This window comes from Pseudomonas sp. S3_B08, assembly GCF_054667725.1.
The window spans coordinates 5,420,337-5,434,017 of the sequence record NZ_CP162750.1 but is presented as its reverse complement, the minus strand read 5'-3'; the positions used below and the strand labels follow the sequence as shown (position 1 = coordinate 5,434,017).

The following is a 13,681-nucleotide window of genomic DNA, read 5'->3' as shown; positions in this document are numbered from 1 at the left end:
GGATATACGAAAAATCCGCGTGTTGCGTAGGCTCTAGAAACGGCGCAGATCGATGGTCATCGGTAGCTCGTCATTGATTTCTACTTTGGGTACGGGAAGCTTCCCCGGCGTGTGTCCGAGGCGGAAAAACCGCGCCATGCGCCGACTCTCCGCTTCATTGGCATTGACCGGCAAGGTTTCGTAATTGCGCCCGCCGGGATGGGCCACGTGATACTGGCAACCGCCCAGCGAACGCCCCATCCAGGTATCGAGCAGGTCGAATACCAATGGTGCGTGCACCGCTATGGTCGGATGCAGACAGTTGGCTGGTTGCCAGGCCCGAAAGCGCACCCCGGCGACAAACTCGCCTACTCGTCCGGTCGGGTGCAACGGCACCGCGACGCCATTACAGGTCAGCAGATAGCGCTGTGGCGGCAGGCCGTTGAGCTTGACCTGCAAGCGCTCCAGCGAAGAATCGACGTAGCGCACCGTGCCGCCCGCCGAGCCCTCCTCGCCCAGGACATGCCAGGGTTCAAGCGCCTGACGCAGCTCCAGCTCGATGCCATTGACGGCGTAGTCGCCGACCTTGGGAAAACGAAATTCCAGATGCGCCGCGAACCACTCGGCGCGCAACGGGTAGCCAGCGTTGTTGAGTTCGACGATAACGTCGGCGAAATCCTCTTCGATAAAGTGCGGCAGCAGAAAGCGGTCGTGCAGCTCGGTGCCCCAGCGCGCCAGTTTCGCCGGCGCATAAGGCTCGCGCCAGAACCGCGCGACCAGCGCCCGCAGCAACAACTGCTGAGCCAGACTCATGCGCGCATGGGGCGGCATTTCAAAAGCGCGCAGTTCCAGCAAGCCAAGACGCCCGGTGGCGCCGTCCGGTGAATACAGTTTGTCGATGCAGAATTCGGCGCGATGGGTATTGCCGGTGACGTCGATCAGCAAATTGCGCAGCAGTCGATCGACCAGCCACGGTGCACATTCCTCGCCCGGTTCCGGCATTTGCGCAAAGGCGATTTCCAGTTCGTACAAGGCGTCATTGCGCGCCTCATCAACCCGTGGAGCCTGGGACGTCGGACCAATGAACAGCCCGGAAAACAGGTACGACAGCGAAGGATGGTTGTGCCAGTAACTGATCAGGCTGCGCAGTAGATCCGGCCGCCGCAGAAACGGTGAGTCCGCTGGTGTCGCGCCGCCGAGGACGAAATGATTGCCGCCGCCGGTGCCGGTGTGGCGCCCGTCGATCATGAACTTCTCGGTGGTCAGGCGGGTTTGCCGTGCCTGTTCATAGAGAAACTCGGTGCGCTCGACCAACTCGTCCCAGGTCGCCGATGGCTGCACGTTGACCTCGATCACGCCCGGGTCCGGAGTGACACGGAAGTTGCTCAGGCGCGGATCACTTGGTGGTTCATAGCCTTCCAGCAGCACCGGGCAGTGCAGTTCTTCGGCGGTGGCCTCAATGGCCGAGACCAGTTCCAGATAATCCTCGACCCGCTCCAGCGGCGGCATGAACAGATACAGCCGGCCTTCGCGGGCCTCGGCGCAGAATGCGGTACGGGTCAGCCAGTCAGCGGATTCGTCGATTTTCGGCACCCGCTCATCCAGCGCAGCAGGTTCGCCGTGCACACCGAGCTGCGCCGGATCCGGCAGTTCAGCGAAGTCCTGATTCGGATCGTTGGGATGGATGAACGGATATTCCGCCGCTTTCACCCACGGCTGCGAGGCCAGCGGCAAGCGGTAACCCAGCGGCGAATCCCCCGGCACCAGGCGACAGTGCTCGTCACGCAGATACCAGCGCCCGCTCTGCCATTGATCGCCCTTGGCCGTGCGCGCCAGCGGCAGCACCTGGCCGATCACCTTGTTCAGGCCCTGACTGAAGACCTTGCGCAATCGCGCGCGCTCCAATGGCTCTTCCAGACGCGAATCTTCGGCGCTGACGTTGCCGGGTAACGCGCCCTCGCGCCACAGGTAATAGAGATGATCCTCGTAAGCCGGGAAGACGAAGCGCGCAGGCAACTTCAGGCGCTCGGCGACGCTGGCGAGAAAGCGTCCGGCCAGTTCGCCGTCGGCGCCATAGTCCTGCTGCTCGTCGGCGATCAACGCGTCGTTGTGCCAGATCGGCTGACCGTCGCGGCGCCAGTAACAATTGAGCGACCAGCGCGGCAATTGCTCGCCGGGATACCACTTGCCCTGACCGAAATGCACCAGCCCCTGCGGCGCGTATTGCTTGCGCAGGCGTTGAAACAGTTCGGCGGACAGCCGGCGCTTGTCCGGCCCCAGTGCGGCGGTGTTCCATTCGGCGCCGTCCGGGTCGTCGATGGACACGAAGGTCGGTTCGCCGCCCATGGTCAGGCGCACATCGCCTTCGAGCAGATCGGCATCGATCTGCCGGCCCAGTGCCTGGATCGCCCGCCACTGTTCATCGGTGTAAGGCTTGGTGACGCGCGGCGCTTCCCAGATTCGCTCGACCGACATTTCATGGCTGAACTGTGTCTCGCAAGGTTCGACCAGACCACTGATCGGCGCCGCCGAGGACGGATCGGGACTGCAGGCCAACGGAATATGCCCTTCCCCGGCGAACAACCCGGACGTCGCATCAAGGCCAATCCAGCCGGCACCCGGCAAATACACCTCGCACCAGGCATGCAGGTCGGTGAAGTCGACTTCAGTGCCGGACGGGCCGTCGAGGCTTTTCACGTCGGCGGTCAGTTGAATCAGGTAGCCGGAAACAAACCGCGCCGCCAGACCGAGATTGCGCAACAGCTGCACCAGCAACCATGCCGAATCACGGCAGGAACCGGAGGCGTGTTGCAGTGTGTGCTCCGGAGTCTGCACCCCGGGCTCCATGCGGATCAGGTAGCCGATGTCTTCACTGAGGCGCTGATTGAGCGCCACCAGAAAATCCACCGCCGGCAGTGGCGTGCGGTCGATGCTGTCCAGGTAAGCCTTGAACGTTGGCGTCAGCGGCAGGGTTTCGAGGTACGGCGCCAGCTCCTTGCGTTCATCGGCGGCGTAGCTGAACGGAATTCTCTCGGCGTACGGTTCGAGGAAGAAGTCGAACGGATTGAACACCGCCATTTCCGCGACCAGATCGACTTCGATGCGCAGCTCTGCGGTTTTCTCGGGGAACACCAGACGTGCCAGGTAATTGCCCTGGGGGTCCTGCTGCCAGTTGATGAAATGCTGCTCGGGCGAGACTTTCAGCGCATAGGAAAGAATTCGCGTGCGGCTGTGGGGCGCCGGGCGCAGGCGGACGATCTGCGGGCCGAGTTCGACAGCGCGGTCGTAGCGATAATGCGTGACGTGATGCAATGCGACATGAATCGACACGGCGTGCCTCCTGCGAGCCTTGGGCGTATGGGAAAGCGCGCAAGACTTATGCCATGCACAGGCTTGCGCGCTTTCGCGAAATGCTCAAGGCAGTACAGCACCAAAACCGGGCGATGCGAGGAAATGCTTGGACTCAGTTGCACGCAAATGTTGCGGACGCTGATTCTTGCGGTGTTTGATCGGACGCTTTCGCGAGCAGGCTCGCTCCCACATTTGGAATGCGTTCCCCTGTGGGAGCGAGCCTGCTCGCGAAGAGGCCAGTGGCAACAACTTGATCATTCCCACGCTCTGCGTGGGAATGCAGCCCGTGACGCTCCGCGTCACAACCATGTTCGACAATACTGCGAGTAACGGCTGGAACGCGGAGCGTCCCGAGAGGCATTCCCACGCGGAGCGTGGGAACGATCAGCAAAACGCCAACCCGAAGGTTGGCGTTCTGTTCAGCTCAAGCAGTGTTTAGCGCGGCACGACCGGCTTGCGTGTCGGCTTCGGCCCTTTGCCTTTGGCCGCATCCTTGCGCTCCTTGGCCGCCTGCTGGTTGCGGGCGAATGCCGCAGCCTTGGCCTGTTCACGCTTGTCCCACGGATTACCGCCATCACTGGCACGCGGCGGCAGACCGGTGTGCTGAGTGAGAATCTTGGTGGTCTTCTCTTTGGCGACCTTGTGGCTGCCGGCCGGCGTCGAGTTCTTGCGACGGGCGCTCTGGTAGCTGTCGGTGGCCGGCTGATGCGCCGGGATCAGTTGATCCTTGCCCGGGCCGATCAGATCGGCGCGGCCCATGCGGATCAGCGCTTCACGCAGCATCGGCCAGCCTTTCGGGTCGTGATAACGCAAGAACGCCTTGTGCAGACGACGCTGATCCTCGCTCTTGACGATGGTCACGCCGTCGCTCTTGTACGTCACCTTGCGCAGCGGGTTCTTGCCCGAGTGGTACATCGCCGTGGCGGTGGCCATCGGCGACGGGTAGAACGCCTGCACCTGGTCGGCGCGGAAGCCATTGCCCTTGAGCCACAGAGCAAGGTTCATCATGTCTTCGTCGGTGGTGCCCGGGTGGGCAGCGATGAAGTACGGAATCAGGTACTGCTCCTTGCCCGCTTCCTTGGTGTACTTCTCGAACATGCGCTTGAACTTGTCATAGCTGCCGATGCCCGGCTTCATCATCTGGTTGAGCGGACCTTCCTCGGTGTGCTCCGGGGCGATCTTCAGATAACCGCCGACATGGTGAGTCACCAGCTCCTTGACGTATTCCGGCGACTCGACGGCGAGGTCGTAACGCAAACCGGAGGCGATCAGGATCTTCTTCACACCCGGCAGGGCACGGGCGCTGCGATACAGCTGGATCAGCGACGAGTGGTCGGTGTTCAGGTTCGGGCAGATACCGGGGAACACGCACGACGGCTTGCGGCAGGCGGATTCGATTTCCGGGCTCTTGCAGGCGATGCGGTACATGTTCGCAGTCGGGCCGCCGAGGTCGGAAATCACGCCGGTGAAACCCGGCACCTTGTCGCGGATCTCTTCGATTTCGCGAATGATCGACTCTTCGGAACGGTTCTGGATGATGCGGCCTTCGTGCTCGGTGATCGAGCAGAAGGTGCAGCCACCAAAGCAGCCACGCATGATGTTCACCGAGAAACGGATCATGTCGTAGGCCGGGATCTTCTCCTTGCCATACGCCGGGTGCGGCACACGGGCGTAAGGCATGCCGAACACGTAGTCCATTTCTTCGGTGGTCATCGGAATCGGCGGCGGGTTGAACCAGACATCGAGCTCGCCATGCTTCTGCACCAGCGCACGGGCGTTGCCCGGGTTGGTTTCCAGGTGCAACACGCGGTTGGCGTGGGCGTAAAGAACCGGGTCGTTGCGCACCTTCTCCATCGACGGCAGACGAATCACGGTCTTGTCACGGGTCATGCGCGGGCTGGCCAGGATCTGCACGACCTTGGCTTCCTGCGGATCTTCGACCGGGCCTTTTTCCTGCTCGATGGCGCAGGCCTGGGTGTCCTGGGTATTCACGTACGGGTTGATGATCTTGTCGACCTTGCCCGGACGGTCGATGCGCGTGGAGTCGACTTCGTACCAGCCCTGCGGCGTGTCGCGACGGATGAACGCGGTGCCGCGCACATCGGTGATGTCTTCGATCTTGTGGCCCCACGACAGGCGCTGGGCAACTTCGACAATGGCCCGCTCGGCGTTGCCGTACAGCAGAATGTCGGCGCTGGCGTCGATCAGGATCGAGTTGCGCACGCGATCCTGCCAATAGTCGTAGTGGGCGATGCGGCGCAGCGAGGCTTCAATGCCGCCGAGCACGATCGGCACATGCTTGTAGGCTTCCTTGCAGCGCTGGCTGTAAACCAGACTGGCGCGATCCGGACGCTTGCCGGCCATGCCGCCGGGCGTGTACGCGTCATCGGAACGGATTTTCTTGTCCGCGGTGTAACGATTGATCATCGAGTCCATGTTGCCCGCCGCGACGCCGAAGAACAGGTTCGGCTCGCCGAGCTTCATGAAGTCGTCTTTGGACTGCCAGTTCGGCTGCGCGATGATCCCGACGCGGAAGCCTTGCGACTCCAGCAGCCGGCCGATGATCGCCATGCCGAACGACGGATGATCGACGTAGGCATCACCGGTAACAATGATGATGTCGCACGAATCCCAGCCGAGCTGATCCATCTCCTCCCTGCTCATCGGCAGGAATGGCGCTGGCCCGAAACATTCGGCCCAATATTTTGGATAGTCAAATAACGGCTTGGCTGCTTGCATGTCGACGACCGGTGTTGAAGTGAAAAATCGCGGGCGCGGAATATAGCACAAATTTTGACCAATTCCGACGACGGTGGTCGGTTTCTCTGCGAGCTGGTCTCGCGCAGCCAGCCCGCGACACATCACGAGTTTTCGCTGAGCGTACGACGCACCAAAACGGCAAGGAAGCCGCCCGCCCGCAGCACTCCCCCGGGAGTAACGGGGCATTCAACTTAAAGGAAGACAGGCAATGTCACCCAAACCGCCAATCAGAGGCATCACTACCGTCTCGATCCATAATCCGCGACCCGATTATTCGCTAACCCGGCCTGGTTTCCCCCTGTCCTTCGATGGCGCGTCGGGGCTCAGGATTCCCACGCGCCCGACGACAACGATCGCAACAGCGATCGATCTCGTGCTCAACCACATTATCCCCATGCCTGCGCGGGCGGCGGTCAGAACGGCGGCGGTAGCGCAATCTGTTGCCTTTGTGCACGACCGCCCTTTGAAGGATTACTGGATCACTTCGCTGGTTGTGCTGCCGGCGGCCGATGCCGAAGGCATGTCGACGCTCAATGGACGCCAGTATGTCCAGGTACCGGAGGGTGGCACCGTACAGGTGAGTCTGGACTCGGCCAGCGGTTTCTACCGGGCAAAATTGCCCAGCGAATTGCACGCGTCGGGACCGCTATTGCGCTTCGATACCGACAGCCGTCTCTGGCAGCCCATCGACACCTCGGCGCCCTCCACCTACCCCTTGTCCACGACCCGGCTGGAGGCGTTCCGCACCGATCTGGATTTCAGCACGGTCGAGCCGGACGGCGATGGCCTGTTGCGCTTCAACGGCAAACTCTATGTGCAGATCGAGAGCTACGCCTATCAGGTTCTGCATGATCTCGACGCCTCGACACCGCACAGAGCGGTGATGCGCATCGTTCGCCCTGAAGATCCGATCGCCGCCGATGCGACAAACGTTTACGTCGCATCACGTCCCGGCAGGTCGGAAGCGATTACTTTCAATGCTCAATCCGGCTGGCGCGGAACCTCCTTGACAGGTGTAGCCGGAATGCCGAGAGGCGCAGCGGCGCGACCCTCAGACTTATGGCTGCATCTGGAGGTGACAGTCGCACTCGAGGGTATCAACAAGCGGATCAAGCAGGATCAGGATAAACGTGAACAGCTGATAAACGCCTGGCTGGAGGCGAGTAACGCGCAGGGAGAGCATGCGCAAACCGTTCGACGCGAAACAATGGCGCTGCTTGATCGCGAGGTTCACTGCCACAAAGAACTGAAACACCTTGGAAAGGCGCTGAAATACTACGAGGAGCAAAAATCCTCGATCAAGCGCTTCATGAAGCAGGACGCTTACCTGAACAACATAATCAGGCTGCAAAAAAAACAGATGCTCGCCTATCAGCAACTGATCGAATGCGGCTTGACGCGCCACGCCCTGGAGGGTCCGATGATCGACCTCGACCCGGAGCGGCTTCCGCGAACAGTCAACGTTCTGGGCAGGATGCTGAGTCATCTGAAAGAGCGCCAGCAAATCGCCGACAATCTTGTGAACAAATGGCGGGTCTCTCCAGACGAGTTCAGCGCGGATGTTCTTTCACCAATGGACACCCATAACGTTGTTGCCTCCTGGGTCCTGACCAAAAGTCTGATGCTGGATACCCCACAATCGGCCGGCAACGCCCCTCTGGCATCGGAACTGGCCACCCGCTTTGGTCAGGTGACCTTTGTTTACGGAGCGCTTGGCGCAGTTCCCGAGGTTTCCCACCCTGCCGTATTGAATAACCTGTTCCAGGAATGCACAGCCATCCGCCACTGGTTCGAACGCCTTGATCTGGCACCGGGGGAGCAGCACGCCACTTCACGCAGGGAGATCACTGCGGAAATCGAAATATTCGAGCAGACGCTGGTAGGCCGCTTGAACCAGTTTCTCCATCAGGCTGACCGTCCGGTGCTGACGTTCGACCAGCAGAACATTGATTTCGAGTTCATTCCGGCCCAGGACAGAAGCGGTCTCCAACCGCCGCCCAAGCTCATCTTTCGGGCAAAGAAAAACGGCGTCTACAAGCTCAATGTCGGCGAGTCTCGACGCACCGCGCAAAACGAAGAGGTGATTGAGGTCCGCAACCTCCACAATCCCAGGCAGCCGTCACAGACCTATGACCGAGGACGCGGTGAATGGCGTTCGCCGCGGACAACGCCGCAGAGGAGCTTGCCGTCATTGGTTGCCGAAGCCACTCGGCACCTTGACCGTGTCGACGCGCATGTCCGCGCTGCCCTCCACGAAGAACGGCAAAGAAACCATCCGGACAACATTGTCGAGATGCTCGAAAGCAGCGCCGGGGCAATGGATGACACCGTATTGCAGTTGCAGCGGGCGGAACTGGCCCATGATGAGACCACCGCGCTGATTCGACGCCTGCAGGACGCCAGTGAACGTCTGCGCAATGAGGGCGAAACCATCCGCCTGCGAATCTATAAGGACAAGCATGTTCTGAACGTCGACCGACTGCTGTACCTGATCGACAAGGGCCACGTGAACGCCCGGAAAATCGAGAGCCGATTGAAACGTGGCAAGGGTTCGGACCGGCAATATCTCGACATCTATCTAGTCACCGATGCACATACCCACGATCCCCTCTGGCACGCACATTTTCATTATGCGAGACAGGATTCCCCGGACTTGAATTTCAACGTGCGCGGCGCGCATTTGAAAACCCTTGAACAAAGCAGCAGGGGTATTCAATCGCAGCGCAGGGAAGAACTGGCGCAGCGGCCGCATCAACCTGTCTGGCGCGAATATCTCGATGGACGCACAGCGCAGAAAATCTTCGACCTGGCCGCCGCCTCCGCTCACCCGATGACACAGCCTCAGGCAATGACGCCGAACAGGCCGGCAGCTTCCGCTGAAGAAGCTACCGTGCAACGACTACAAGGAATGTAAGACATGCCAAGCAAACCGCCGTCGAAAGTGACGCTTCCCGGTCATTCACATATTCGACCGGACACATCCATGGATACGCCCCCGCCACGCCTCAACCTGACCCCGCGCCCCGGCCTGGATCCGACCACGTTGAGCGGCCCGTCAATCCGCGCGAACAGGCCCACAGACGGTATCGATCCTGATGCAATCGTTCCTGCTCCCAACGTCACAGTGCAGGCGATTGCTTCAATGCATGACGCCTTCGCTCATGTGGGCCACCCGCCTGAGCATTACCGGCTCAGTGCAACGATCGGCTTGCCCGATGCCGACGCTGAAGGCCTGAGAACATTCAAGGGCCGCCATTACGTGGAAATGACCGATGGTGGCTTCGTGCAGGTGGGCAAGGATGCGCAGAGCGGCCTCTGGCGCGCCAGGCTGGCCAGTGAATCGATCCCCTCCGGACCGCTGATGCTGCACGACCCCGACAATGGTCGATGGCATGCGCTGGAGTTTTCGCAACCAAGCACCTTCGCTTTATCGGGGGCGCGTCTGCAGGCGTTTCGCACGCCGCTCGACTTCAGCACCAGCTCACCCGACAGCGACGGGCTGCACCGCCATGACGGCAAGCTCTATGCAGTGATCGATAATCACGGCTATCAGGTCTTGCACGATCCCGATGCATCGACGCCTCTGGCCGAAGTGATGCGCATCGTTCGCCCGCAAGATCCTGTCGCCGCCGACGTCGACAACATCTACAGCGCTACGCGCCCTGGCAGATCCGAGCCTGTGGTGTTCGATGCCCGTCAGGGCTGGCAAGGCATCTTAGTCGGCGGAGCCGGCGGAATGCAGCGTGGCAGTCCCGACCAACCGGCTTCACCGGGGCTGAGGGAACGGCTCAACACCGCGTTCAACCGACTGCGCACGCCACAATCGCGACTGCGAAAACTTTATCCCTCTCTGGACAGCGAGCAGATCCGCACGCTGCTGAGCCCCCACGGCGACGATGTACAAGGCTTCTTGACCCGCGTCGAGACTGAATACAAGACCTTGAAGCTGGAACTCGCGACGTGGCTGAAGACCAGTACGCTGGCCGGCGGGGCGGCCCATCCTTCGGTGGAGCGCGCCGCGCAAGAGATCAAGCGTTGCTGGAAACGGCAGACGGGAACAACGCTGCAGCTGGATCTTGGCGGCGCTGGCATCGCTGCGCTCTCGGCAGATTTCAGCCATGTACGCACGCTGCACTTGCAGGCGGTGGCATGGTCGGCGGGCTCCGAAACTTTTCTCAAGCGGTTCACAGCCCTTGAGCGCTTGAAAATCAACGCTTCGGCGCTCGATACACCGCCGGCGAACCTCACGCAGATGCCCGGCCTGAAGGAACTGGACCTGCGAGCGAACCGCATTGAACTGAGCGAGCAAACCGCCGGCGAGCTGGCTTCGCTCAGCCAACTGGAAAGCCTTGATCTGTCGGACAACCCGCTGGGCAAGACCCTGGACTTCAGCGGCATGCTCCAGCTCAAGACCGTGAGTCTGCGCAACACCGGGCTGGATGAATGGCCAACCGGGCTGCGAGATCAGCTAGCGATAGAGTCAATCGATCTGCGCAACAACCGATTGCGCGAAATTCCACAGACAATCATCAACCCGGCGAGTGATCAGTTGCTCGCCATCGCCAATATCAACCGCGTCACCCTGATCGAAGGCAATCCCTTCGCCAGCGGTTATTGGCGGCGGCTGGAAGTCTATTGGCAGCGGGTTACGGCGCAATACCCGGCACTGATCACCAGCGCACGCACGGCTGCATTCCGGATTGATGGCGACATTCCAGAAGTCGCCATGCTGCTGCGGATGCATCCAGAGAGAACCCCGCAAACTGCCCGGGAATACCTGATCGGTCTGGGGGATGATGCAGAAGCCACGATCAGCCGGCGTTTCGAGGAGTTCAAGGTGCTCGACGCACAGCTGCAGGCTTACGTCGCCGACAGCACGTCGGCAGCATCCAGCGCCGCCGGCCAGGAAAAGCTTCGGGCAGAATACATTGCCCGGACTATCAAGGACTGCTGGCTCCAGGAATCGACGTCGCTCATGCTGCCAGCAGTGAACGGACCGCTACCGTCACTGACTGCCGACTTCAGTCGGTTGAATATGCTCATCCTCAACAACGTCGTCTGGTCCGACACTGCCGACACGTTCCTGTCGCGGTTGCCTGATCTGGACATTCTGACGATCACCCGCTCCGGCCTGAAAAAATTGCCCGCAGCCATCAGCGGGATGAGCCGGCTCGCCCACCTCAATCTGACTGAAAACCAGATAAAACTCGATGAGCACAGCGCTGGTGCATTGAGTGCATTGCATCAGCTGGTTACCGTCAAGCTCTCTGACAACCCACTGCAGATACCGCCCGATTTCAGCGCGATGTCCGGACTGCAGACACTGGAGCTGAGGAACACCGGAATCAGCGAGTGGCCCCTCGGGCTGGCTGACAAGACCACCTTGACCGGCGTCGACCTCAGCAACAATAAACTGCGCAACGTCCCCGACGCGCATATCAACCCGCCTGCCGATCAATTGGCTGTGGTCGCGCGGATCAACAACCGCACGCTGATTGAGGGCAACGACTTCCCTTCGCCTTACTGGAGAAAGTTCGATGGCTACTGGCGAAGACTCAATGAACTGCATCCCGAGTTGATGACTCCAGCCCACCCCGCCGTATTCGATACTGAGAACTCGCGAGCGCAACGCTACCGAAGACTGTTTCCGGGCAAAAACATCAAGGCCTGCCGGGATTTTATCTGGAGCCATGACAAGGGCACTGTCGCGACCAGGCTGTTGGCGCTCGAGCAGGATTTCGCCGTGCTGAAAAACCAGTTGGATGACTGGGTTTTTTCCGGAGGCAGCAATCGTCTGCGCTATATCCGCGTCAATCAATTGCACGCCAACACTCAAACCCGCAATGAGCGCATCGAGGCACGGGACCGGATCATCAGTTGCTGGCGACGTGAAACGCCCGAGCAACACGCCTTCGACGGCACGCCGATAGGTCTTGAACTGGATTTGAGCGGTTTGACACTGCCAACCCTGCCGGATCTGAGCAGCGACTTCAGCCATGTCGGCTCACTCAAACTCAACAACATGAATCTCACCGAATCCCCGGAAGGTTTCCTGACCCGCTTCCGGCATTTGCGCTGGCTGAACATGGCGAACAATCGACTCAGGGATCTCCCTCCGGCCATCGGCGAGATGCACGGGATGACGCGGTTGTTCCTGCAGGGCAATCAACTGGAACTCACCGCCGAGACCGCGCAGATACTGGCCGGGAGAACCACTCTGAGGGCCTTGTGGATTCACGACAACCCGCACTTGAGCGTGAGCCCGGATTTCAGTGCGATCACTGACATGCGCGAGGTCGACATGTCCAATACGGGCATCGAAAGCTGGCCAACCGGACTGTTCGATCAGCCCCTGCTGGGCAAGGTCCATCTGAACGACAACCGGATCACGAGTCTGCCCGACTTTGTCGTCGCACCGGCAGCGGATCGCCTGACGCATTCGATTCAGGTCAACAGTGGCACTCAGATAAGCGGTAATCCCCTGAGCGCATACACACGAGAACGCCTGGCCGGCTACGGTGAATGGCTGAACCGCTCCGCAGCATCGCTCTACAATCCATTGAACCTGCTGACGACTTCTCTTTCGGCAGCCCACCCGCAAGCAGTGGCAACGAACTCTGTTTCGGTCTATCCGCAGTTGACCGTCGGCATGACGGCAGACGAGGCGATGATTCGCGCCGAGCAATTGAACAGGCTCAAAGCACAGGTGGGCTCAGATGGCTTTTTCAACATCATTTCCAAGCTCGCCCACCATGCCGATTTCCGCCGACAGATCTGGGACGTGGTCGATGCGATCAGCGAGAACAGCGTGCAGACACGTGCGCTGCGCAGAGACGTTTTTGATCGCGCCTGCGAGGCTGGCTGCACTGACCTTGCCGCTGCCACGTTTACAGACATGCAAGTACTGACCATGACGCACAAGGCGCGAATGCAGGCGAGGCAAGACGGCGATGGTGCTCGATTGGTGGACCTGTCCAGAAGCCTGTTCAGACTCAGACAGGTCGATGATCTGGCCGCAGCCGAAATCGCTGCGAGCAGGGCAATCGTCGACGATCCGCAAACTTCAGCGAGGGAGCGCAATATCCATCAGCTGCGCTTGCGCGACCCGCACGAGATGACGATGGCCTACCGCTTTGGGCTCAAGGATCGGCTGCAGTTACCGTTTCAGCCGCAGACGCTGTCCTTTATCGGCATGGCCGGCGTCACATCGCCGATGCTGGAAGTGGCCTACCGAAAGGTCATCGCCTTGAACGACTCCCCCGATGAATTTCAGGCTCTGGTATCGATGGATTTCTGGCAGGACTTCATCACGCACAAATACTCGTCCCGGTTCGACGCCGCACGTCAGCCCTATCAACAGAAACAGGCCGCACTGGACGCGCAGTCTGCGACAAATGCCCTGACCGAAACCGAATATCAGGCGCAAACCAATGACGTCACAGCACAGCTGGCCATCAGCGAAGCGACGCTGATCCAGGCACTGACCCGCGAGGAAATTCGCCCCGGTGACGGAGTCGAAACAACTGCAAGCAGCGAGACGGCAGCTTCGGCCGATTGAAACCGACCACGACAGCAGGCCGGATGATCCGGT

The 13,681-nt window shown here is 60.4% G+C and carries 4 protein-coding genes; 2 read left to right on the top strand and 2 right to left on the bottom strand.

What is annotated here, in order from left to right:
• Nucleotides 1-33 precede the first annotated feature (33 nt).
• Together AB4N73_RS24470 and AB4N73_RS24465 are read right to left on the bottom strand one after the other, a co-directional pair.
• Nucleotides 34-3,309, bottom strand: coding sequence for a transglutaminase family protein (locus AB4N73_RS24470; protein WP_460142654.1), 3,276 nt, complete (start codon nucleotides 3,307-3,309; stop codon nucleotides 34-36).
• Nucleotides 3,310-3,765: 456 nt separating this feature from the next.
• Nucleotides 3,766-6,069, bottom strand: a complete 2,304-nt coding sequence (locus AB4N73_RS24465; protein ID WP_016771932.1) for a YgiQ family radical SAM protein — start codon at nucleotides 6,067-6,069, stop codon at nucleotides 3,766-3,768.
• A 229-nt stretch (nucleotides 6,070-6,298) separates the two neighbouring features.
• On the opposite strand from AB4N73_RS24465, the gene AB4N73_RS24460 reads away from it, so the two are divergent.
• Both AB4N73_RS24460 and AB4N73_RS24455 read left to right on the top strand, forming a co-directional pair.
• Nucleotides 6,299-9,004 (top strand): hypothetical protein, encoded by a 2,706-nt coding sequence (locus AB4N73_RS24460; protein ID WP_460142653.1) that lies wholly within the window; start codon nucleotides 6,299-6,301, stop codon nucleotides 9,002-9,004.
• Nucleotides 9,005-9,007: 3 nt separating this feature from the next.
• Nucleotides 9,008-13,648 (top strand): NEL-type E3 ubiquitin ligase domain-containing protein, encoded by a 4,641-nt coding sequence (locus AB4N73_RS24455; protein ID WP_460142652.1) that lies wholly within the window; start codon nucleotides 9,008-9,010, stop codon nucleotides 13,646-13,648.
• The last annotated feature ends 33 nt before the right edge of the window (nucleotides 13,649-13,681 follow it).